The sequence below is a fragment of the Flavobacterium fontis genome, assembly GCF_900129405.1.
Taxonomy (GTDB): domain Bacteria; phylum Bacteroidota; class Bacteroidia; order Flavobacteriales; family Flavobacteriaceae; genus Flavobacterium; species Flavobacterium fontis.
On the sequence record NZ_FQVQ01000010.1, the window covers coordinates 88,813 to 114,341 of the forward strand.

The following is a 25,529-nucleotide window of genomic DNA, read 5'->3' on the forward strand; positions in this document are numbered from 1 at the left end:
TTATCGCATTCCGCCGCCGGGCATTCCAGGCATTCCTTTCATCCCTCCCATCATGCGCATGAGATTTTTCCCTCCAGGACCTTGCATCATTTTCATCATTTTACTCATTTGTTCAAACTGTTTGAGCAATTGATTGACTTCTTCCACTTTTCGTCCCGATCCTTTAGCGATTCGTGTTTTGCGTTTCATATCGATGATAGCGGGCTTGCTGCGTTCTTTTGGCGTCATCGAATAAATGATAGCTTCGATATGTTTGAAAGCATCATCTTCAATTTCAACATCTTTCATGGCTTTACCAGCACCCGGAATCATTCCGACCAAATCTTTCATGCTTCCCATTTTCTTGATCTGTTGAATTTGTGCCAAGAAATCGTCAAAACCAAATTCGTTTTTGGCAATTTTCTTTTGGAGTTTTCGAGCCTCTTCTTCGTTGTATTGTTCTTGGGCGCGTTCTACCAAGGAGACCACGTCCCCCATTCCCAGAATACGATCGGCCATCCGCGAGGGATAGAATACATCGAGGGCTTCCATTTTTTCACCCGTACCGATAAACTTGATGGGTTTGTTGACCACCGATTTAATGGTTAAGGCAGCCCCCCCTCGGGTATCACCATCGAGTTTGGTTAGGATAACACCGTCAAAATCCAAGCGATCGTTGAAAGCTTTGGCTGTGTTTACCGCATCTTGTCCCGTCATCGCATCGACGACGAAAAGAGTTTCTTGGGGTTTGATGGCTTGATGCACTTGTGCAATCTCATTCATCATTTGCTCATCAATCGCCAAACGACCGGCGGTATCGACAATTACGACGTTGTACCCATTGGATTTAGCATGTTGAATGGCTTTTTGGGCAATATCGACAGGGTTTTTATTTTCGGGTTCTGAGTATACCTCAACCCCAATTTGTTCTCCCACAACATGCAATTGGTTGATCGCTGCAGGGCGGTAAATATCACAAGCTACCAATAAAGGTTTCTTATTTTTTTTCGTTTTTAAGTAGTGGGCCAACTTCCCAGAGAAGGTGGTTTTCCCCGATCCTTGTAAACCCGACATTAAAATCACAGTAGGGGCTCCCGACAAGTTAATTCCAGTTGCCTCACCTCCCATCAATTCGGTTAATTCATCTTTTACAATTTTGACCATTAACTGTCCCGGCTGAAGGGTCGTCAATACGTCTTGTCCCAATGCTTTTTCTTTGACTCGGGTGGTAAAGTCTTTGGCGATTTTAAAGTTCACGTCGGCGTCAAGAAGAGCACGTCGAACTTCCTTGAGCGTTTCGGCTACGTTGATCTCGGTAATTTTACCGTGTCCTTTTAAAATATGAAAGGCTTTATCGAGTTTGTCGCTTAAATTTTGAAACATAGTTTGCTACTAAAAAAAATGATGGCAAAGATACAAATTAACCCTATGCCATTCAAGCTGAAAACAAACAAAAAACCACCCTCTAAGAAGAGAGTGGTTTCTAACAAAAACACACATTAGTAGGTAATCTACTTAATTTTTTTCAAAGGTGAGATAATCGGTTCCGCCGTTACCGCCGCTGATATCAATGAGTTCAATTTTGGTGTCGGTTCGGGATTGAATATCCCAATCGTCGGTGAGTTCTAGGAAATTAGCTGGCGCCGTAAACGCAATATTAAAATCCAAATCATCCATACTATCATCATTACTGTTGGAGTCGGTTACCGACCAAACCCCAGTGTACGTTTGTGTTCCATTCGTCGCTGTCAATACATTGGAGGGACCGAAGGTAAAATTGTATCCTGTAAATTGATTGGTTTTAATGGTACCCGAATCATTGTACAAGGTAATGCGCCATGTCCCTGAGGAGACCGTATTCACCACCGTAGTTTGATTTACAGAAGAAGTTGAATTATCATCATCATTACTACACATGGAGGCTACATTGACCAAAAAAACAAGGCACAGCAGCATAAGGATCTTTAGTTTTTTCATATTTATTTATAGTTAGGTTTACATTTTGATAGACCACTCGCTAGTCGTCTAATTCGATGGTATCTTTGATACGATTTTTGATTAAATTGGCCAAGCTTTGATTGCCATCTTGATCGTTGGGATTAATTTCGATAACCCCATCACCGTCGTTATCGGTCGCAACACTAAAGTCGATACTATTGACTACCGCATTAAGGTCAAAATTGAGGTATAAGGTAGTAGTGGTATTGTCGATGATCAAGTTTTGTGCGGCATCTTCATAGTCAATCTCAAAATCTTCTTCAATGTTATGCCAGAAAACAAAGGGAGTTCCGTTGATCGTTCCTTCAATTTGCACTGATTTATTGTACATAGGACTGTTGACTTGTTTGTTGCGACTCATCGTGAATTCTACTTCTTCATAAACCCCTGCAGGAACATTTAAGGCCGCAATATCAATCGTATTGTTTAAAACATTTACTACAAATGGTCCATTCAATTCGATTTCATCATCACTATCAAAAAAACCATCATCGTCGTTGGAAGAATTCTCAGCAAATTCAAATTCGATTTCTTTAAAATTAAAAGTAAACGAAGTAAGACTCACTACCGCATTTGGACTCGCTGCAGTTACCTTTCCTTGGTTGTAAATACTGCGTGCTTTAAGGACTAGATTGTCACTTTTCCCTTCATTATCATTACTACAAGAAGCGAGTAATACTAAAACTAAAATTGCGAAGAAAGCATAAAATCTTGTTTTCATAAGAGTATTTTTTTAAGAGTTATTTGATTTATTACTAAAACAAACGACCCCTAATTTACCCTACCAAAAAATATTTTTTTAACACTTGTTTATTGAAAAAAATTGAGCCGCCTATAACGCAAGAGATTTAGCCTATTTACCAAAAAAAAAGCCTGAACAATTTCAGGCTTTCTAGGGTATTTTTTGAAGAGCTACAGCTTGCGCAAAACAAGATATTCTACGTCATTATCGCTATCAATATAACGAAGCCGTATAACACCAATGGTATATTCTACAATGGTCCAATCTTGATCTAAATCCAGTAAATCGGCATTGCTAAAATTGAGGTTTAACTTTTGGGTATTCCCTGTTGTATAATAATTCCAAGAACCATTGGCAAACAAACTACCTTCAAAAACTTGGATATCAAAATTACTGAGAAAATCAAAGGTATAATCTTCATAATCATCCGTATCGTCACTGCCATCATCGTCGATATAACTCGATACATACCAAATATTATCTGTTAGTAGGGTAGTAAACGATAGCGGCGTATTGCCTACGGGAACATCGCATAGCGAGAGGTTGGCATCAATTACCGATTCAAACCCAACATTAGATGTTATCGTTTGGGGGTTGTTATTGGCATCGGTAACTGTAAGGGGATAACTTAGGCTATATTGAAGATTGGGTGTCAAACTTGCCAGGAACTGATACAAAGAAACATCATTGGTCAAGGTATAGGCTTGGGTTTGTTGGCTCGACGTATTATAGGTATTGATGGTTATGGGAAACTGTATGTTCACACAACGAATTTCGGTTAAATCATCAGAGCTGTAATCTTCATACAAGTCTTCAAACTGATTGTAACTGGTCACGGTTACCAGTTGGTGGTTTTTTAACCGAAGTTGAATAGGATAGGTAAAAAACACCTCATCCGTATCGTTGGAATAGGCATTTTTGATGTTTTGCACCGTTTGAAAATCACTTTCTGAAGCCACGGTAATTGTTGAACCATTAACCGTTACGGTCACCGGCAAAACTACACTAAAACCACTACAACCGTCCAATACATTATCAAACGCTGTAGGATTTTGAGCAATTCTTTTTAACAACCCCGTCAATAAAGACGATTGGGTTAAGTTGGAATTGGAGGTCGTTTCAGTCAACGATTCCTTTTCACAACTCATCATCGTGAGTAGAATTCCGAAAAAAAGTAATTTTTTAAACATGAAATTAATTTAGGGTATAACAAATATAAACGCATTTTCCCTACCTAAAATTTATTTTTTTACTTTTAACCGCAAATAGTTTTTTTCTCATGGAGGATGCCAACCTATGTAACGAGTCGCTTTTTGAGCGTTTTTACCGTGCCCATGTCAAGGCCTTGCGCAATTTTTTGCTGTATAAATTTGGAAATACCGAACAAGCGGAAGATTGCACCCAAGAAGCTTTTATCAAATTATGGCAAAACTGTGGGCAAGTTACTCCTGAAAAAGCTAAATCTTTTTTGTACACGGTGGCCAATAATTTGAATTTGAATCAAATTGCCCATCAGAAAGTTGTACTAACTTACGCACAAAAAGCAAATGTCTCCTCGGCGACTTCTGAATCTCCACACTATATAATGGAGGAAGAAGAATTTAAAACCCGACTTTTATCCGCCATCGAAAATTTAAACGAAACCCAACGGGTCGCTTTTTTAATGCATCGCATTGATGGAAAAAAATACCACGAAATTGCAGAAGAATTAAACATCAGTGTAAAGGCCGTCGAAAAGCGAATTCATTTGGCCTTGGAAGAGTTACGAAAAAAATTTTCAAATTTTAGGTAGGGTTTTTACAACGATAACGGTTTTATCCTTGAATCATTATGAAAGAAGAAGAAAAATATCAATGGGCAGCTTGGTTGGACGACCAAGTTTCTGATGCGGATCTGGAGCAATTGCGTCAGGATCCGGATTATGCTGTGATGGAAAAAATCAAATCCTACACCGCCGCCTTGCGCACCCCTGAATTTGAGGAAGATGCGCTTTTACTTCGTATTCAAAACCAGCAACGTCAAATTGGCAAAGTCCGTCGTTTGTTCGTCAAACAAACCCTGCAATGGGCTGCTTTACTACTTGTATTCCTTGGTTTAGGACTAGGGTACATGATGACGCGTACGGAACATGAAATGACAGGATCGGGTGAACGGATCACTTTTCAACTCCCCGATGCCTCTGAGGTGCAATTGCATGCCGGTTCTGAACTTGCATATAAATCTTGGAACTGGGATTCCAACCGCCTAGTTTCACTCGATGGTGAAGCGTACTTTAAAGTGGCCAAAGGAAAACGATTTGACGTAAAAACAGCACAAGGAACTGTTTCGGTTTTAGGGACGCAATTCAACGTAAAAGTGAGAGGAAATCGTTTGGAAGTGACTTGCTTTGAAGGAAGAGTTCAAGTAGCTACCCCCTCCGAAAAAATTATACTTACTCCCGGAAAAACATTGGCTTATGACCAACAAAAGCGTCTGTTTTTCCATACAACAAATGCACTGCAACCCGCTTGGATTGCTAAGGAATTAGCCTTTGAAAAAGAAAAACCACAAGATGTTCTGGCAGAACTAGAGCGCCACTTTGACCTCACGATCAAAGCCGAAGCGTTTCCGAAAAACGAATTGTTTACTGGAAAATTACCCGGTGATAATTCGGAAGCTGCCCTACAATTGTTGGCCCATTCTTATCATTTCAAAGTGGTCAAAATCAATGACCGCACCTATTCCTTAGACGCTACTCCTTGATGCGATTACGATACTTTTCATGTTTGTTACTCTGCTATATCTCCTGTTTGGGCACATTTGCTCAGTCAGGAGATCCGGCTTTATTGGCAACTGTATTAAAAGATATCGAAAAACAACACCGTGTTGAATTCAGCTACATCGAAAGTGATATCAACTTTCTAAAAGTAGTACCCCCACCAACTTCCTTTTCGCTTGACGCCAAACTTGTTGCCATCACACGGCAAACCCTTTTGGCCTTTACAAAGGTCAATAACCGGTACATTTCGGTATCGGACAACCCCCAGAAAAAAGTTAGATTTCAATTGTTTTTAAAAGATAACGAATGGAAGAAACCTGTTGAAAATGCGCGCATTACGATTTTTCCAAGCGAAACTGTGGTCTACTCTGATGAGTTAGGCTATGTCTATTCGACAGACAAACAAATTACCGCGATTACGATTGAACATTTGAATCATGCCACGGTCCGATTAACCGATGTGAACCCACTTCATGGAACCGTTGTCTACCTCAACGTTAAACCCACTCAATTGCAAGAGGTGGCCACCCAATTTTATTTTACCAAAGGGGTAACCAAAAAATGGGACACCGGCTATGAGATAAAGCCCAAACAGTTTGGACTCTTGCCCGGACTTACCGAGGCTGATGTGTTTGAATCGGTGAAACAAATTCCGGGTGTGATTAGCGCCGATGAAACACTATCCAACTTGACCATTCGCGGGGGCACTCAAGATCAAATCCTGTTTCAATGGAATGGGATGCGGCTGTATCAAGTCAGTCATTTTTTTGGATTACTTTCTGCGATTAATCCCAATCTAACCCACAAAATCAATATTGTTAAAAATGGAACCTCTCCTTTTTTGGGAGAAAGCGTTTCAGGCGTAGTTAGCCTTTCCACTTTGGACGACACCGAGAAATCCCCGCCGTTGGAATTGGGCGCCAACCTCATCAATGTCGATGCTACATTTCGCCATCGATTCTCAAAAAACGCCCGTTTGGCCTTGAGTGCCCGTCGCGCCATCACCGATGTATTCAATACACCAACCTACCAGAACTACTTTGATCGGGTATTTCAAAATACGGTAGTGACCGATTTGGGGCAAGCAGCCACGACGAATTACGCTACCGAATCCAACTTTTATTTCTTTGATTATACGGGGCAATATGCGCAAAAAATCGGGGCTAAAACGACGTTGACTTTTGATTTTATCACCATTTCCAATCAACTTAATTTCAAACAATCGCGTCAAGAAAATTCCCTTCGTATAGAAAAGGATAACGGTTTGGATCAAGAAACCTTTGGGGGCGTGATCAATGGTATAATTGCTTGGAATGCCAAAACCAACAGCGCCGTTAAAGCCTTTTTTACCCGACACGAACTCTATGCCTCCAACGAAGCTCTTTTTTCAAATCAAACCACATTTATACGAAACGATATTAACCATTTGGGACTTGAATGGCGACAAACGTATACCTGGACACCCGAAATTACTTTGGACGCTGGCTATCAATTTGACGCTATCAGTAATCAAAACATCAGCCGCGTAAACAGTCCGTTTGTAGATCGCAATGAAGTCAATGTGTTGCAAAATCACGCCTTGATTGCAAACCTTACTTGGCAACGAAAGGCTTTTAAATGCAGTGGTGGCCTGCGACAAAACTATTATGAACGTTGGGGTGTTTGGTTGACTGAGCCCCGTTTTACCGCGACTTGGCAATTTCATCCCGCGTGGGAATGGGAATGGGCAGGAGAACTGAAGAGTCAAACCGTGAGTAAGATTGTCGACCGACAGCAAGACTTTTTGGGTATTGAGCGCCGGCGTTGGATATTTAGTAATAACGAAGACCGACCTATTTTACAAAGCCGACAACTGTCAACGGGAATTACGTTTAAAAACAACGGATGGCTTTGGGGTACTGAGCTTTTTGCCAAAAAAGTAACGGGCATTACAGGCCGCAGTCAAGATTTTCAAAATCAATATGAAAATTTGGACTTCAATGGCGATTTTTTAGTGTATGGAGCGGAAATCCTTTTACAAAAAAAATGGGAAAATTGGGTGAGTTGGATTACGTATAGCTACAATTATAACACTTATACTTTCAAAGGATTACGTCCAGAAAGTGAGTTCCCCAACAACAATGAAATACGCCACCATATCGCCTCGGGTATTGGGTATGTCAACAAGGCGCTCAAAATTACCTTAGGAGGAAAATGGTTTAGCGGTCGTCCGACTACTTTACCGAGCGAGCCTGCCATACTATTTGACCCACAAGCAGGAAATAGTTTTATCAATTATCAATCGCCCAATAGTGATCGCTTGCCTGAGTTTTTCCAGTTGAATGCGTCGGGTAGTTATGCTTTTACTTTTCAAAAACATACCCTAACGCTGGGCGCTTCGGTGATTAACTTGACCAATACTCAAAATCGTATCAACCAATTTTTCAGGATCAATACCAATGCGCAAACCTTGGAGCAAATTGATACCTTTTCCTTGGCTCGAACGGTAAATGTTTTTGTGCGCTATTCGCTATAAAAAAATCGATATAAATCGGATTTCTATTTTTACATACGTTCAGGAACCTGAATTCCGAGTAATTTAAAGGCGATTTGAATTGTTTCGGCAACTTTGGCAGAGAGTTGTACGCGAAACACTTTTTTGTCTTCCGCCTCTTCTCCCAAAATAGACACGGATTGATAGAACGAATTATATTCTTTAACCAACTCGTAAGTATAATTGGCCACCAACGCTGGACTATGGTTACGGGCCGCATCTTGAATGACAGTGGGGAATTGGAAAAGCTGCTTTAACAATGCTTTTTCTTTGGGATGCAAGGCAACGAGAACAGGATAATTATAGTCGAAATCGGCTTTTCGTAAAATCGACTGAATTCGCGCGTAGGTGTACTGAATGAACGGGCCCGTATTGCCGTTGAAATCAACTGATTCTTCAGGATTGAATAGAATTTGCTTTTTGGGATCCACTTTTAGAATATAATACTTCAAAGCCCCTAGTCCGATGACACGGTACAACTCTTGCTTTTCGGCTTCAGAATATCCGTCAAGTTTCCCCAATTCAGCAGCAATTTTACCCGCAGTTTGAGTCATATCGTGCATCAAATCATCGGCATCAACTACAGTTCCTTCGCGGGACTTCATTTTACCCGAAGGCAATTCCACCATTCCATACGACAAATGATACAAGTGTTCGGCCCAAGCGAAGCCTAGTTTTTTGAGGATTAAAAACAACACTTTGAAATGATAATCCTGTTCATTTCCAACGGTATAGACCATTCCTTTTACATCGGGATAATCCTTGACGCGTTGAATGGCTGTACCAATATCTTGTGTCATATAAACGGCAGTACCATCGGAGCGCAAAACAATCTTACGATCGAGGCCATCGGCGGTCAAATCAATCCAAACAGAGCCATCGGGATCGCGTTCGAAGATGCCTTTGTCCAAACCTAATTGCACTACTTCTTTCCCGAGTAAATAGGTATTGCTTTCGTAGTAATAACTGTCAAAATCAACGCCCAAATTGGTATATGTCGTATTAAAACCATCATACACCCACTGATTCATGGTGTTCCAAAGTGCCACAACTTCGGGATCGCCGGCTTCCCACTGGCGCAGCATTTCTTGGGCCTCACGTAAGATTGGCGCTGTTTTTTTGGCCTCCTCTTCGGCAACACCTTGGGCTACTGCCTTTTCAATTTCAGATTTATAGGCTTTGTCGAAAGCAACATAGTAGTTGCCAACGAGTTTGTCGCCTTTGATACCAGTTGTTTCGGGTGTCTCGCCGTTTCCAAATTTTTTCCAAGCCACCATGGACTTACAAATATGAATTCCGCGATCGTTGATGATTTGGGTTTTGTATACTTTTTTTCCCGCTGCCTTTAAAATTTCGGCCACGGCATAACCTAATAAATTATTGCGAATATGACCGAGATGCAGGGGTTTATTGGTGTTGGGAGAAGAATATTCGACCATTACGGCCTCAGCATCGTTGGAGGTAGAAAATCCAAAAGTGGCGACTTCCCGTATTTCTTGAAAGGATTGGGTATAAAACGTATCGGCAATCGACAAATTCAAAAAACCAGAAACCACATTAAAAGCGGTTACCTCAGGCGTATGAGCTACCAAATACTCACCCAAGAGCGTACCGATTTGAACGGGATTTCCCTTGATGTGTTTTAAAAAAGGAAAAATAACAACGGTAATGTCTCCTTCAAACTCTTTGCGCGTTTCTTGAAATTCAATTTTTTCAAGTTGAACGTCAAAATGTAGCGCTAAGGCTTGTTGTATGGGAGCGGTTAAAAGCTGTTGAATCGTCATTGGTAATTTTTTTGATGGCAAATATACCACATAAAAAGAATAGTAATTGTAATCCAATACTTACGAATTTAAAGTTTACGTAAAAATGATTTTATATAATATTTTTCTTACATTTAATACTTTTTTTATCACTTTATCGATTTTATTTGTTTTTAATCGATTTTATATTACATATTTGTCTTGTCAAAATCAAGCCCCTATGAAAAAACTACTAACCCTTTTGCTACTGTGCATCAGTGTCGCAGGCTTATCACAGCCCATCACTGTTGATGCCAATACCTACACGGTACCCCAATTGGTCAACAACATCTTGATCAATTCTCCCTGTATTTCGACACAAAATATCTCTTGGCGTACAGGTTCCAATTTTGGATCTGTTAATGGTATTGGATATTTTGTGAACACCAATCCAAACTTCCCCATGCAAAGTGGTATTGTTTTGTCCACGGGGAGTGCTGTTGAGGCTGCGGGACCTAATACTGTTTTTTTAAACTCAGGAAATGTGGCGTGGACAGGTGACTCCGACTTGGAAGCGATATTGGCTGCCTCTGGGATCACGATGAATTCGACCAATGCTACAGTGTTAGAATTCGAGTTCTCAGCTTTATCCCCCTATTTCGATTTTGATTTCTTATTTGCTTCTGAGGAATATGGTAATTTCCAGTGTCAATTCTCTGATGCCTTCGCTTTCTTGTTGACTGATTTAACCACAGGAACCACACAAAATTTGGCGGTGGTCCCTAACACCAATACGCCTATTTCGGTTGTCACTATTCGTGATTTTCTATACAACTCAGGCTGTCCTTCGGTCAATGCTCAATATTTTGGTCGTTTTAATGGCGGCAACAATGCAGCTTCAGCACCGATCAACTATAATGGTCAGACAACCGTATTGAATGCAGCAGCGACATTAGTTCCGGGACGCAATTATAGAATTAAATTGGTCATTGCAGACCGTGGTGACTTCAATTCGGATTCGGCAATTTTTATTGCCTCCAATAGTTTCAACATCGGACAAGATGTATTGGGTCCAAATCGAACCGTTGCCAGTGGCACTGCGGTTTGTCAAGGAGGGTCAACTGTGCTTACTTCTGGGCTCAGTCCTGCTCAGTATACGTTCCAATGGCGTCGTAATGGCGTGGTAATCCCTGGGCAAACGGGTCCTTCACTTACGGTGACACAACCCGGTACCTATGCGCTTACGTATACTAATATTGCTTTCCCTTGCCAAGAAGTTACGGATGAGATTACGGTAGAGTTTCATGCCAACTTTGTGTTCCCTAATCCCGTGAATTTATACAAATGCAATACAGGAAATAGTCCTTATACGTATAATTTAAATTACAATACGGGTCAAGTTACCAACGGTATAGCTCCAGGTCATACGGTAGCCTATTTTGCGACACAAGCCGATGCACAAAACAACGTTAATCCTATTGGCCCCAGTTATGTCAGCGCTGGTAATGAAACGGTCTTTGTTCGTGTAACGAGTCCGGTTACTGGTTGTGGTATGGTGAAATCATTCCAATTGCTTTTAACAGCGCCACCGGTTGCCAACACCCCCAATGATGTTCAACTATGTGCGCGCCCTGATGGGAATCCCGTGAATTTTAATATTCGTCAAGCCGTATCTAGCCAAGTTTTAGGAGGTCAGAATCCAAATATCTACGGTGTTGCAGTCTATCGTACCTTAACTGATGCTACCAATAATACTAATATTGTAGCCAATGGAGTCATCGGTTCGCTTGGAGGCACTTGCTATGTTCGTGTATTTGTGTTTACCGACCCTACGTGTTATGCCATTGTCCCTGTTAACATGGTGGTATTACCAATTCCTCCTGTTGATGATTTTGAAGATGTGATTACCTGTGATGATTATACCCTTCCTGCGTTAACCAATGGACAATATTTTACGGAAGCCAATGGACAAGGAACACAATTATTCCCAGGTGATGTGATTGATCAAAACGCCACTATTTACATTTTCAACAGTAATCCAACACCCCCTTTGTGTCCGAATCAAACGTTTTTTACGATTACTATCTTACGTCCCGATGAATCTATTCCCGATGAGGAGCATTGTAACAGTTACACCTTACCGGCATTGGTACGTGGAAACTATCATACTGCGCCCAATGGTGGGGGAACCTTATTGCCTGGAGGATCTATCATTACTACCTCGCAGACTATTTATTACTATTATATGATGACAGAACCGCCGTTTTGTCAAATCGATATGCCTTTCAATGTAACCATTATTCCTTTTGGGGATGTCCCAACGATGGAAAATGTGTATGATTGTACTTCGTATACTTTGCCTCCCCTATCTTTTGGAGCTTATTACACTGAACCCGGTGGTCAAGGAACATTATTAGCCCCCGGTACTGTTCTAACGAGTACGCAAACCGTTTTCATTTATGCAACCAATGGAACTTGTACCAGTCAATCCTCTTTCCAAGTAGTGATTGGGATGAACTTCCCTACTTCGGTTAATGAATGTGTTTCGTTTACATTACCTGCTTTAGAGGCCGGAAATTATTACACTGGTCCGATGGGAACGGGAACACAAATCCCAGCCGGAACTGTCATTAATACTACCCAAACCATTTATGTATATGCGGTGACCCAAAATCAACCGAACTGTACAGACAATTACAATTTCACAGTTAGTATTAGCCTTCCTCCTTTGAATCCACCCCAAAATGCGGTAGGATGTGGAAGCTATGAATTGCCTCAACTTCCTTATGGGAACTACTTTACGGGACCCGGCGGAACTGGAGACATTATGTTTGCAGGAGATTTAGTCACTACGAGCCGCACTATGTATATCTATCTTGATGGTGAAGGAGGATGTATCAATGATGTTAGTTTCCCCGTGACGATTAATCCATTCCCAGAAGTTGATTCGCGTTCGGATATTGATGCTTGTCATGCTTATGTGTTGACCAATTTGGAACATGGAAATTATTTCACGGGTCCCAATGGAACGGGTACGCAATTGCAAGGGGGCGATGTGATTCAAACCACACAAACCTTATACATTTACGCTGAAAGCAACGGATGTACAAGTCAAACAAGTTTCACCATCAACATCTTCACCATTGATGCCCATGAGTTAAACGATGTTACCGTTTGTGATGCCTATGTACTTCCTGCGTTGCCCGGAAACAACAAATATTTTACCCAAACAGGAGGACAACACGGCTCAGGACAAGAATTGGCTCCCGGAACAGCAATCACTACTTCTCAAACGATTTACATCTATGTAGAATCGGGAGAACGCATCAATTGTTCCAATGAAAGTAGTTTTGTGGTTACGGTAAATCAAACCCCCGTCATCCCTGCCATACCATCGGTTTTTGTTTGTGAATCCTATACGTTACCGACGCTTACGGTTGGAAACTATTATACACAACCCAACAAAGGTGGAGATTTAGTTGCTGCGGGAACCGTAATCACTACAAATCAAACCTTGTATGTGTATGCTGAAACTGGGACAACACCCAATTGTTTTGCTGAAACTAGTTTTTCTATCACGATTTATAATGTGCCTCAATTGAACAATGTAGTATCATGTTCAAGCTATGTTTTACCCGCTTTAACTACGGGGAACTATTTCAATGGACCCAACGGTACGGGTGGACAAATTGCTGTGGGCAGTGTAGTTACGCAAAGTCAAACAATTTATGTCTTTGGTCAATCGGGATACACGCCCAACTGTACCGATGAAACATCGTTTACGGTAACTGTCGTTCCAGCTCCAACTGCGCAAGCGGTTCCAGTAGCACAACGAACTTTTTGTGATACTGATGGAACAAACGATGGTGTACTTAGCCTTGATTTAACGCAATTCAACACTACCGTATTGGGGAACCAAAGCGGACCTGAATTTGTAGTTACCTATCACGCTACTTTGACCGATGCACAAAGCAATACTGCACCATTGACACAAAGTTCTGCTGCAATCGTTTATGTTCGCGTAAGCAACACTTTAGCACCCGATTGTTTTGCCGTTCGAGCGCTTCAATTCATCATCAACAAGTTACCCGAACCAACCCCACAAGATGGTATCATTTGCTACAACACCTCGACCAATCAGCTAATCCAATCGTACACATTGAACAGTGGATTATCAGCTTCAACACACACCATTCGTTGGTACAATGAAGCAGGCGATCAAGTGGGAACAGGTGCCATGTATACCGTTCTTGCTCCAGGTGTGTATAGTGTTATTGCCACAAACAATGCTACAGGATGTGCTTCAGAGGAAGTTATGGTTACGGTAACACCTTCAGAACCGGCCATTGTAACCTACACTGTGAGTGAAGATTTTGCAGATTCGCAAACCTTAACGGTCAATGCACAAGGCAGTGGTGAATATGAATACCAATTGAACAACGGTGAGTTTCAAGACAGCCCAATATTTTACAATGTAATGAGTGGTTTCCACACCTTGACTGTTCGCGACAAAAACGGTTGTGGTTTGACCGTATCGCAAATTGTTGTGGTAAACTACCCTCATTTCTTTACGCCTAACGGTGATGGTGCCAATGAAACGTGGAATATTCGTGACCTACGCGATCAAGAAGTAGCTTATATCTACATTTATGACCGTTACGGAAAAGTACTTACAAAAATCAAACCTTCGGGATCCGGATGGGATGGTACTTATAACAATGCCCTTATGCCATCTGATGATTATTGGTTCTCCATCACCTACCAGAAAGATGGCCAAGAAAAAGAATTTAGAGCGCATTTTGCGTTGAAACGATAACTCCTTTTTGCCCCAAATAAAAAGGAAAGTAATTCTGTTTGTACATGAAAAAGCCCGATGTAATGTCGGGCTTTTTTTTTGTATTGAATAAAAAACGGTTTTACCATCGAATAATAGCACTTCCCCAAGTAAAACCACTTCCAAAGGCGGCCAAAACGACTAGATCACCTTCTTTGATTTTTCCTTGTTCCCATGCTTCGGTCAAAGCAATTGGAATAGAAGCTGCCGTGGTATTGCCATACTTCATGATATTATTGTAGACTTGATCGTCTTCCAAGCGGAACTTTTGTTGAATGAATTGCGCAATACGCAAATTAGCTTGATGTGGAATCAACATATTAATGTCGGAAACCTGCAAATTATTGGCCTCCAAACCTTCATTGATCACTTCTGTAAAACGAACTACTGCATTTTTAAAGACAAATTGACCGTTCATATACGGAAAATACGATTCGTCATTAGGATCATTATCGCGAATGATATCGGTCACCCAACGTTGCCCCATTCCAGGTGCAATCAAGGCCAATTCTTCGGCATGTTGTCCTTCAGCATGTAAATGGGTCGAAAGAATTCCCTTTTGCATATCGGTTTCACGACTGATGATCGCTGCTCCTGCCCCATCGCCAAAAATGACAGAAACCCCGCGTCCGCGTGTGGTCATGTCCAACCCATGGGAGTGCAATTCGGAACCGATAATCAAGATGTTCTGGTACATCCCTGTTTTGATGTACTGATCGGCAATGGAGAGGGCATAAACGAATCCAGAACATTGGTTGCGGATATCCAGTGCGCCCACCGTTTTGAGTCCCAAATCTCGCTGCACCAATACGCCCGGTCCAGGAAAATAATAATCGGGACTAAGGGTCGCAAAAATGATAAAATCGATATCGTCTTTTGAAATTTGAGCGCGTTCAATGGCTATTTTGGCAGCTTTGACCCCCATTGAAGTGGTCGTATCTTCGCCACGAATCACATGACGACGCTCTTGAATCCCCGTACGCTCCTGAATCCAAGCGTCGTTGGTATCCATGCGTTGGGACAAATCATCGTTGGTGACAACATTATCGGGGACATAAAAGCCTAGGCCTTTTATTTTAGAACGATACATAGACTTCGTTTTTTACAAAATTAAGTCCACAAATTTAGTGAATTGTTAAAAACTGACCCGAATATCACCCAAAAAACATTGCTTTTGACAAAATAGAAGGCCCAAAAATCTAGGTCTATTTTACAATTTTAACCGATTGCCGGCCCGTATTGGTATGCAGATTTATATAATACACGCCCGAAGGATACGGAAAATCAAATTGATATGTTTTGGGTCCTTGGTGTTGAATCTCATCAACTATCAAGGTTTTCAACCATTTGCCTTGGGCATCGTACAATCCTAAGTTCAAATGATCATTCCCCAAATATTCAATCGTCAGTTGCAATTTATCGCGAATGGGATTGGGAGCAACGGTAACCTGCAACGGCATCCGTCCTTGTTCGTCAAAAGTAGGGGTACTTAAATTCCCCGACAACTTATAAATAGTCGTACCGCAGGCAAAAGCTAAGGTCGAATTCACCATAAAAATGCGGTTCAAATTCCCCCCCACATTGGTATTCACCCAAGTATCCCCTCCGTCGGTGGTTTCATATATTCCTGCCGAGTAGCCGCCCATCCAACCGTGATTGGCATCGAGAAAACCCACGGCTTGAATACCCGTTTCAGGAGCTGTTTTGGTTGTCCACGTTTGTCCCCCATCACTAGAGGTAATTAATTTTCCCGTTTGAGGGCCAAACGATTGCACTGCACCAAAGATCTGATTGGGATTATTGGGTAAAACTTGTAACTTCCAAACGTACTCACCCGGAATCGAACCGTTGTAGACTACCGACCAGGATTGTCCGCCATCGGTGGTTTTTAGGATTAATGCTCCTGCGGCATTATTTCCGCAGGCGTAACCTGTTTGCGCATCCAAGAAAAGAACTTCAACCAACGCATTGGCATAGGCTGCCATATCGGTATATTGCCAAGTTTGGCCGCTATCGGTAGACTTGATCATATAGGCAGGAGAAAAATAAGCTCCGCAACCGTACACCGTTGCTCCCACAGCATCAAGGCCGCAAATCGCTTGTGGATTGGGCGAGATAGAAACTAAATTCCAGGTAACACCGCCATCCGTTGTGCGGTAAAACTTACCATTCAAAGTACCTAAAAATCCAACATTTTCATCGATAAATTCGATATTTCGAAAATAGTGATCACTTCCCAAAAGAGCATTGTTGGTTTGCAACACCCAATTTTGACCGCCATCGGTAGTTTTATACACCGCGGCATAATACCCATTGGCAGCCCAACCGGTAGTTTCATTTAAAAAAAACACATCATCAAAACGCTGTCCGTTGGTATTCACAGTAATGTTGGGAAGCGGTGCCCAAGTTAACTGTGCATACAGTGGAAAATAGCAACATAAAAGGAGTAATCGTATTGTTTTCATCGGGTTGGAATTTGACCAAAAGTAAAAAAATTAACGTTTTATTAGTCGTTCGATTCAAATAAAAATATGAGTTTTAACTCCGTAAACAGATTTCGTTAATAGAAACGATTAACAAACCTAAAACCATGAAATTTAAAGCTTTCTTTTTATTCCTGATTACGGCCACCACTTGGGCTCAGGAAAATGTTACGTACCAAAAACCACCTGCTGAAATTATGGCCTTGGCCGATTACCAACGTGCTCCTTCGGTATCGATGGATAGCAAGAAAAACTATATGTTGCTTTCGTATCGAAATACTTACAAATCTCTTGACGACTTGAATCAAGAGGAAATGCGATTGGCTGGTTTACGGATCAATCCCATTACCAATATTGCGAGTACGACCAACTATGTCAACAATTTAAAGTTGCGTAAAGTAAAAGATACACAAGAAATGCAAGTGAAGGGATTGCCTGAAAATCCGAAGATTGCCTTTATCACCTGGTCGCCCGATGAGCAAAAAATAGCCTTCACCCATACGACAGCTACGGGTGTTGAATTGTGGGTGATTGATGTGGCAACCGCTACGGCCAAGCGCCTTACGGAGGCCGTTTTAAATGCCAATTTGGGTTCGCCTTTCCTCTGGAAAAATGACAATTCCCAAATATTGGTCTTGCAATTACCAGCCCAACGTGCGGCCTTGGTTGATCAAAAAAAGGACTTACCTACCGGCCCTACGGTTTCGGTGAGTGAGGGTAAAAAGTCGCAAAACCGCACCTACCAGGACCTTTTAAAAAACAAAACCGACGAAGCCAATTTTGAGGCATTGGTGCAATCGGAGTTGTATTGGGTTGGACTTGATGGTAAAAAAACCTTGTATAAACCGGCTGCTATTTATGCAGGCATGAGCTTTTCCCCTGATGGGAATTATTTGATGCTCACGCAAATTGAGCGTCCTTACTCGTATATCGTGCCGATGAGTCGTTTTCCACAACGCTCTTTGGTGTATCGCACGGATGGCACTTTGGTGCAACAAGTGAATGAAGTCCCCTTAACAGAAATCATGCCCAAAGGTTTTTCTTCGGTTCGCAAGGGAAAACGTAACATGACTTGGCGACCCGATCAACCGGCGACTTTGTTTTATGTGGAAGCGTTGGATGAGGGTGATGCGGGGAAAACGGTAACACACCGCGATGCACTATGGGTATGGGAAGCACCATTTACAGCGGCACCGCGTGAGTTTATGCGAACCCAACAACGTTTTGCCGGAATTGCTTGGGGGAATGAAACCGTGGCCTTTGTGTATGATGATTGGTATGACACGCGAAATCAAAAAACCTACCTTGTCAATCCTTCGATCAACAATACAAATCCCAAAATTGTATGGGATGTAAACTCACAAGACATTTACGCCGATCCGGGTAATTTTGAAACCAAACGCAATGCGTACAATCGAAATGTTTTGGCCATTGAAAACGATAATTTATACCTTTTGGGCGATGGATTCACCAAAGAAGGACAGTTTCCATTTGTGGATGAATTTAGCCTGAAAACTCTAAAAACCAAGCGTTTGTATCAATCCAAATTGAAAGATAAAAAAGAAGATTTACTTTCGATAGAAGATTTCAAAAAAGGCGAACTGCTCGTCATGATTCAATCCAAAAACGAATTCCCCAATTATTTTTTCCGCAATCTAAAATCGGGGAAGTTAACCCCAATTACCCAATTTAAGAATCCTTTTGAAAGCATTAAAAATGTGTACAAAGAGGTGATCAAATACAAACGCAATGATGGCGTAGAACTTTCTGGCACGTTGTACTTGCCGGCCAATTATGACCGAGTGGCTAAAAAAGAAAAACTACCGTTGTTGATTTGGGCGTATCCTGCCGAGTTTAAAGACAAAAATTCTGCTGGGCAGAGTGACAAGAATCCCAACGAATTTACGTTTCCCAACTATGGTTCATTTGTGTATTGGGTAACCCGAGGCTATGCGGTGCTTGATGATGCATCGTTCCCGATTATTGGGGAAGGAACGACCGAACCCAACGACACTTTCATTCCGCAATTGGTGGCCAATGCCGAAGCTGCAATTAATGCCGTTAACGATTTGGGGTATATTAATCCGAAAAAAGTGGGTGTGGGAGGCCATTCGTACGGGGCATTTATGACTGCGAATTTGCTAACACATTCCAATTTATTTGCCTGTGGTATTGCGCGAAGCGGAGCCTACAACCGAACGCTGACCCCTTTTGGATTTCAAAGTGAGCAACGCAATTATTGGGATGTTCCGGGCGTATACAACACCATGTCGCCCTTTATGAATGCCGAAAAAATGAAGACCCCTTTGTTATTGGTACATGGCGATGCCGATAACAATCCGGGGACATTTACCTTGCAATCGGAACGGTATTTCCAGGCGTTGAAAGGCTTGGGAGCACCTGCACGATTGGTTTTACTCCCCAAAGAATCCCACGGATATGCTGCCAAGGAAAATATTTTGCATTTACTTTGGGAGCAAGATCAATTCTTGGAAAAGCACTTGAAGAACTAAATCAACCCACATAAAAGCGACAAGCCCGAAGTTAATCTTTCGGGCTTTTTTTATGTTAAAAACTATTTATTTATTGTTTTTCAATAAATTTTTATTATTTTTACCCCGAATTAAAAACCCTAACCCATGGAAATAAAAATTTCAACACAAACCCTTTTACAAATTTTTAAAGGTCTCACGTGGATTGTATTTATCGGTTTATGCATTCAAGCGGGGACAGTATTATTTAATGTACTTTACGCGGTGAGTTATCAACCCAATGCGGCTCAGTATTTTTTTCTTGACAAATTGGTCGAAGTAGCTCCCAGTAACTTTGTCGTTTTGATGATTCACATGCTTATTGTGGCCGTGCTCAAGGCACTTTTGTTTTATATTGTTTTAAAGTTATTTACCGAAAAACGCTTTGATCTTGAGAAGCCTTTTACGATACATTTACAAAAACTTTTATCCAATATGGCCTATATTGCCCTTGGGATTAGTCTTTTTGCTGCTTGGGGAACGCGTTATTTGAAACAGCTCACAGCTATGAAAATTGAACTTCCCAACAATGAAACCTTGTTCATGGGTGGCGCCGACGTTTGGCTGTTATTGGGCATTATACTTTTGGTTTTATCCCTTGTCGTAAAACGCGGCATTGAAATGCAACAAGAAAACGAACTTACGATATAACGATGGCAATTATTGTAAACTTAGACGTCATGATGGCGAAACGAAAAATGTCGTTGAACGAACTTTCTGAGCGGGTCGATTTGACGCTTTCCAATGTATCGATATTAAAAACTGGAAAAGCCAAAGCTATTCGTTTCTCAACTTTGGAGGCCATTTGTAAGGTATTGGACTGCCAGCCGGGTGATATTTTGGAATATGCTCCTGATAAAAAAGCAGAATAAATTGCGGTTATCGGGACGTTATTTGAACAAAGACATGGGAACCTTCAGCAATGGGTTCAAAATGAATACCATAAACCAATGCCGTACCCATGCGTAACGCCAATAAATAATGACTTCCCTTAAAATAGCTTTGTTCAACCTGAGCGGGGATGCCTTTTGAGGAAATTTGGACGTGATGCGGGTAAACGTGATGGATTTGCCCTTCACGATCCAAAATCGATACTTCCTCAAAAAGAGAGGCTACATACAAATCGGAGGTATGGTACAATTCCTTGGGGGTTCCTTGGGCGATGGCGTTTCCGTCTTTCATTACCAAAACCGAATCGGCATACGACAATACATCGGTGGTATCGTGTGTAGCGATGAGGGTCGTGATGCCTTGTTTTTTTAAGTAATGAAATAATTTCCGACGAAGACTGTTTTTGCGAAAATTATCAATATGACTAAAGGGTTCGTCCAGTAATAACACCTCAGGTTCTTTGGCCAAAACACGTGCCAAAGCGACCCGTTGCATTTGTCCACCGCTCAAATATTTGGCCTTAACATGCGCATAATCGGTCATTTCGACAATGTCTAAAAGTTCGAATATGCGCGCTTTTTTCTGGTCAGGATAAAAATTGGACAAATGTTTCCCTACATTCTCAGCTACGGTAATGTAAGGCATCAAATCAAAATCTTGGGCCAAATATTTCATAAACTCCATCCCTGGAATCAAATGGTACTTGGGTCCGAGAATTTCAATATCATTCCAAAAAATTTGACCTTCATCAAGATCAAACAGTCCGTAAATCGCTTTTAAAAGAGTACTTTTCCCACAACCGCTTTCGCCAATTATAGCATGGCAACACCCTTGCGGAACTGAAAAATCAATCGCCTTCAGCGTAGGTTTATTTTGATAGGAAAAAGAAACAGCAGAAACGTTAAGCATGGCACAAAGGTAAATAAACCAAAAGTCTTCAGCGCCACTAGTTTCGCATTTACCCTTAAAAAAGGAACAAAATTGAAGTATAAAAGCAAAGATTGCCAAATTGCTGTTCTTGGCCTCTAGAATTGCGATATTAAAAATTTTGTATTTACTAATTTTTTACTTAAAAATTTAAATACGTCAAAAAAAATCATTAAAAATATTTACACTTCCACAATCATTACCCCTATTTAAAGGTAAAAACTCTCTTTTTACCTATACATCATTACAACATTGGTGTTTTTTGTACGCTAAATCCCACACAGAAAACAGCAGTAAAGTCAGGTCGATTCAACTTCAATACGCGCGAAGGTTAAAGGAATTACAAGGGATAAATAAAGAAAACCAACCTTGTATAGTTTTTATACACTACAGGAAAACTTTTTGTGTTTACAAGCCTTATAAATTTGAGAATCAACAAAATCAAACAATAAATCATGAAAAAATTTTTATTATTAATTTTCCTATTGTCATTTGCATTAGGACGATCACAAGGGGCAGCACCCGGTGATCCCGGAAGAAACTCCTGGGATGTGATTTCCCTATTTTCAGGAGCTTACACCAATCTTCCCGGTACCAATTTTAACCCATTTTGGGGACAAACAAACAATCACCCTAACAACATGACAACGCCTTCGTATGGTGGTGATGAAGTAAGGCAATACCAAAATACGGGTAGTTATCAGGGCACTGAGACCCAAAGTGATGTAAATGTATCGGCAATGACGCGATTTCACATTGAAATTTATTCCTCAACATTGACATCGATTCGTTTATCTTTGATCAAAATCACTGCGGGAACTGTTGAAATCCCAACCACTTTGCCACTGATTCCTGGGCAATGGAATGTGTTTGATATCGATATTTCGGGGCCAGCATTTGCAGCAATTCGTCCCAATTTCCGACAAATAAAATACGACCAACCTGCTGGTGCTGGGAATATTCAAAATTTAATTGTCGATAATTTATTCTTTTGGAGACCGGCAACGTTACAGCCTCCTACAGTTGGGACATTTACTGTACCTGCACAATCCGTTGGAGCCGCGCCATTCACCTTAACGCCTCCCACTTCCAACAATACCAGTCCGTTTACTTACACCAGTAGCAATACGGCAGTAGCTACCATTTCGGGAAACACCCTTACAGTAGTTGGAGCTGGAACCTCAACCATTACCGCACTTCAAGTATCGGACGGCATCTATGGTCCTAGTAGCACACCGGCAACCTTGACCGTGAGCTTCCCTGCACCGGGTCCGTCGCCAACACCACCACCCCGAAGTGCAAGCAATGTAGTATCCATGTTTACGGGTACACCCACTACCTATGCCAATGTAGTTAACGCCATTCGAGCACCATGGACAGCTGGTACGACCATGACTGAAATACCAAATGGATCAAACACTTGTCTTCGCCTCGAAAACTTTGGATACTTAGGTTACATTACCCCTGGGGCGAATTTTAGTGTTGTAGGGATGACCAAATTACATGTTGACATTTATTTGAACACCCCCATATCAAACATGTTTGTTGTGCTTTTAGCACCTGGAGATCAAATGTATAACACAGGACCTCTTGTCGCTGGTTGGAATTCATTAGACATTAACTTGTCTGCTTACCCTGGAGCAAATCTTGCCAATATTTACGGTATCAAATTTGAACAAAATGTAGGTCCCACACGTCAAATCTATTTGGACAATATTTACTTCTATGTAGCGGGTACCGAACCTACAATCACTGATTTTACCCTGCCTGAAAAAGTATTTGGAGATGCGCCATTTACCATTACACCCCCTACTTCGAATAGTGCTGGAGCGTTTACCTACAGCAGTAACAATCCGAGTGTAGCAACCGTTTCTGGAAATACGATTACAATCACGGGTATTGGAACAGCAACCATTACAGCAAGTCAAGCAGCCAACGGTATCTATGATGCTGGATCTATTACCGCGCCTTTGGTAGTAGCTGCACCCCCTTTAACCACACCTGCACCGACCCCTCCAGCGCGCAATCCTTGGGATGTTATCTCATTGTATAGCAATGCCTACAGCAATGTACCTTCGGTGGCTTGGCAAGGAGTATCTGCCCTTTCTGACGAAGTTTTAGCGGGTAATGACACCAAAAAAATGAGTAACTTCTTGATTGAGTTGGTCAATTTTGCTGGAACCAATGTGTCGCAAATGACCACACTTCACATGGACATTTACACTACAGATTGTACAGGCTTTAATATTTGGTTATTAAACAACGGCGATCGTAATGCGCAATTTTTCCCTACCTTAAATACTTGGTTTAGTGTTGATATTCCCTTATCTACCTATGCCAACAATGGATTGAACTTAGCCAACATAATTCAATTAAAATTTGAGAGTTTGAATGGCCCTGGAAAAACGGTTTATGTCGATAATATTTATTTTTATCGTCCAGCAACTTTATTACCGCCAACCGTAGGTTCTTTCAGCGTTCCTGCGAAAAATGTGGGGGATGCTACCTTCACCATTACTCCCCCTACTTCGAATAATACAAATCCGTTCACCTACACCAGTAGCAATACCAACGTAGCTACGATTGTAAACGGAAATCAAATTCAAATTGTATCGGGAGGAACAACAACGATTACGGCGTCTCAAGCGCAAGATGGAACCTACGGCCCGAGCAGTGCAACCGCTTTATTTGTGGTAAACTTCCCTCCTCCAGGTCCATCGCCTATTCCTCCTGCTCGTGATCCTGACACTGTGATTTCGATGTACACCGGAACACCTTCTACTTATGCAAATCCGGTAGGTTACACCATGATTCGCGCTCCTTGGACAGCGGCGACAACGTTGACCGAAATTCCTAATGGAAGCAATACTTGCTTACGTGTGGATAACTTAGGCTTTTTGGGCTATGTTACGAGTACAGAACCTGTTCGTTTCAGTGTTGTAGGAATGACACACTTGCATTTGGACGTTTATGTAAATACCGCTTTTTCTAACTTATTCTTCTGGTTGTTAACCGATGGTGATCAACGCAGAGACATCGTAGACTTACAACCCGGTTGGAATTCAATCACCATTGATTTGAATGAATTTTCGGGAGCTAACTTATCCAATGTATATGGGTTCAAGTTTGAGCAAAACCAACCCGGACCCCTACAAATCTATTTGGACAACATTTACTTCAGTAACGATACGTACTATATGGATGCGGATGGGGATGGATTTGGAAATCCTGCTTCACCTGTCATCGGTCAACAAATTGGTGCTGTCATGAATGATAACGATTGTGATGACACCCGTGCTTCGGTTCGTCCTGGTGCACCCGAAGTTTGTTTCGACGGTTTAGATAATGACTGTAACGGAGTGATTGACAATATCGGTCAGCCTGGAGGATGTACCCCCATTGTGAGTACAATTCCAACAGCAACCTGTGGTACTGAAGTAGCTTACGGAGGTATCGTGTATTCCAGCTGGGTAACCGGGGCTCAAGGCTACCGTTTCCGAGTGACAGAGGTTAACCCTGCCGATGATTCTGAAATTCCTGGAACACAAGTGATTGTGGATATGGTATTGCGTAATTTATACTTACACAACTTGTCGAACTACAAGTACAATGCGAAGTTTAAAGTTGAAGTAGCCGTTCGTTTCAACAACGTATGGCAACCGACCTACAGCGCCCCCTGTTTCTTGTTGACGCCAACACCTGTTAGTTCTATGATTGGTTGTGGTACTCAAGTAACGGGAATCAATACGCAAATCTTCAGTACTATTGTGCAACGAAGCAATGGTTATCGTTATCGTGTACAACGTTTAGACAGCTCGTTACAGCCTGCTGGTCCTGTTCAGGAAATCACTTCGGGTATCCGTAACTTTACGTTTGCTTCGGTAACTGATTTCCGTTACGACGCGAATTATAGCGTCTCATGTGCAGTGCGTAACACCGACGGTTCGTTCTTGCCTTACGGTCCAAGCTGTACAATTCAAGCACCGAAACACCCTACGACGCAAGTTCGTGGTACTCAGTGTAACGATTATGCGGTGACCAGCTACAGTGAGCGTATATCGGCTGATGCTGTTCAATCGGCGGCACAATACCGTTTCCGTTTGTTTAATGA

At 41.7% G+C, this 25,529-nt stretch carries 16 protein-coding genes; 8 read left to right on the top strand and 8 right to left on the bottom strand.

The genetic code is table 11. The features are described 5' to 3' along the window. The 4 genes from ffh to BUC17_RS09445 form a co-directional block, all read right to left on the bottom strand. Complete coding sequence (ffh, locus tag BUC17_RS09430) at nucleotides 1–1,362, bottom strand: signal recognition particle protein (protein ID WP_073363642.1); 1,362 nt, start codon at nucleotides 1,360–1,362, stop codon at nucleotides 1–3. A 132-nt stretch (nucleotides 1,363–1,494) separates the two neighbouring features. Next, complete coding sequence (locus BUC17_RS09435) at nucleotides 1,495–1,956, bottom strand: hypothetical protein (RefSeq protein WP_073363644.1); 462 nt, start codon at nucleotides 1,954–1,956, stop codon at nucleotides 1,495–1,497. Nucleotides 1,957–1,996: 40 nt separating this feature from the next. Then, nucleotides 1,997–2,698 carry a hypothetical protein gene (locus tag BUC17_RS09440; RefSeq protein ID WP_073363646.1) on the bottom strand — a complete coding sequence of 234 codons (702 nt, stop codon included), beginning with the start codon at nucleotides 2,696–2,698 and terminating at the stop codon, nucleotides 1,997–1,999. Between the two features lie 191 nt (nucleotides 2,699–2,889). Next, a complete protein-coding gene (locus BUC17_RS09445) occupies nucleotides 2,890–3,909 on the bottom strand; it encodes a hypothetical protein (protein ID WP_073363648.1) in 1,020 nt (339 codons plus the stop codon). A gap of 89 nt (nucleotides 3,910–3,998) precedes the next feature. Here BUC17_RS09445 and BUC17_RS09450 point away from each other — a divergent pair, with 89 nt between their 5' ends. Genes BUC17_RS09450 through BUC17_RS09460 form a run of 3 tightly spaced genes read left to right on the top strand, consistent with a single transcriptional unit; the run spans nucleotide 3,999 to nucleotide 7,992 of the window. Next, on the top strand, nucleotides 3,999–4,511 hold the full coding sequence (locus BUC17_RS09450) for an RNA polymerase sigma factor (protein WP_073363651.1): 513 nt from the start codon (nucleotides 3,999–4,001) through the stop codon (nucleotides 4,509–4,511). Nucleotides 4,512–4,549: 38 nt separating this feature from the next. Next, a complete protein-coding gene (locus BUC17_RS09455; RefSeq protein WP_073363653.1) occupies nucleotides 4,550–5,461 on the top strand; it encodes a FecR family protein in 912 nt (303 codons plus the stop codon). Between the two features lie 47 nt (nucleotides 5,462–5,508). Further along, a complete protein-coding gene (locus BUC17_RS09460) occupies nucleotides 5,509–7,992 on the top strand; it encodes a TonB-dependent receptor plug domain-containing protein (protein ID WP_073363655.1) in 2,484 nt (827 codons plus the stop codon). A 29-nt stretch (nucleotides 7,993–8,021) separates the two neighbouring features. Here the strand turns inward: BUC17_RS09460 and argS are convergent, their stop codons facing one another. Next, nucleotides 8,022–9,794, bottom strand: coding sequence for an arginine--tRNA ligase (gene argS, locus BUC17_RS09465; RefSeq protein ID WP_073363657.1), 1,773 nt, complete (start codon nucleotides 9,792–9,794; stop codon nucleotides 8,022–8,024). 199 nt (nucleotides 9,795–9,993) lie between these two features. Here argS and BUC17_RS09470 point away from each other — a divergent pair, with 199 nt between their 5' ends. After that, nucleotides 9,994–14,568, top strand: coding sequence for a choice-of-anchor L domain-containing protein (locus tag BUC17_RS09470; protein ID WP_073363703.1), 4,575 nt, complete (start codon nucleotides 9,994–9,996; stop codon nucleotides 14,566–14,568). A 100-nt stretch (nucleotides 14,569–14,668) separates the two neighbouring features. On the opposite strand, the gene BUC17_RS09475 is transcribed toward BUC17_RS09470, so the two are convergent. Together BUC17_RS09475 and BUC17_RS09480 are read right to left on the bottom strand one after the other, a co-directional pair. Further along, nucleotides 14,669–15,676, bottom strand: coding sequence for a 3-oxoacyl-ACP synthase III family protein (locus BUC17_RS09475; RefSeq protein WP_073363660.1), 1,008 nt, complete (start codon nucleotides 15,674–15,676; stop codon nucleotides 14,669–14,671). Nucleotides 15,677–15,791: 115 nt separating this feature from the next. Then, nucleotides 15,792–17,051 (bottom strand): T9SS type A sorting domain-containing protein, encoded by a 1,260-nt coding sequence (locus BUC17_RS09480; RefSeq protein WP_073363662.1) that lies wholly within the window; start codon nucleotides 17,049–17,051, stop codon nucleotides 15,792–15,794. 125 nt (nucleotides 17,052–17,176) lie between these two features. On the opposite strand from BUC17_RS09480, the gene BUC17_RS09485 reads away from it, so the two are divergent. From BUC17_RS09485 to BUC17_RS09495, 3 genes are all read left to right on the top strand, one after another. Continuing rightward, a complete protein-coding gene (locus tag BUC17_RS09485) occupies nucleotides 17,177–19,582 on the top strand; it encodes a S9 family peptidase (protein WP_073363665.1) in 2,406 nt (801 codons plus the stop codon). Between the two features lie 126 nt (nucleotides 19,583–19,708). Continuing rightward, nucleotides 19,709–20,251 (top strand): DUF2975 domain-containing protein, encoded by a 543-nt coding sequence (locus tag BUC17_RS09490; protein WP_073363667.1) that lies wholly within the window; start codon nucleotides 19,709–19,711, stop codon nucleotides 20,249–20,251. A gap of 2 nt (nucleotides 20,252–20,253) precedes the next feature. Beyond that, nucleotides 20,254–20,472 (top strand): helix-turn-helix domain-containing protein, encoded by a 219-nt coding sequence (locus tag BUC17_RS09495; RefSeq protein WP_073363669.1) that lies wholly within the window; start codon nucleotides 20,254–20,256, stop codon nucleotides 20,470–20,472. 7 nt (nucleotides 20,473–20,479) lie between these two features. Here BUC17_RS09495 and BUC17_RS09500 read toward each other — a convergent pair whose 3' ends face one another. After that, a complete protein-coding gene (locus tag BUC17_RS09500; protein WP_073363705.1) occupies nucleotides 20,480–21,400 on the bottom strand; it encodes an ABC transporter ATP-binding protein in 921 nt (306 codons plus the stop codon). Nucleotides 21,401–21,873: 473 nt separating this feature from the next. On the opposite strand from BUC17_RS09500, the gene BUC17_RS09505 reads away from it, so the two are divergent. Continuing rightward, a partial coding sequence (locus BUC17_RS09505) for an Ig-like domain-containing protein (RefSeq protein ID WP_073363671.1) occupies nucleotides 21,874–25,529 on the top strand: 3,656 nt, incomplete at its 3' end.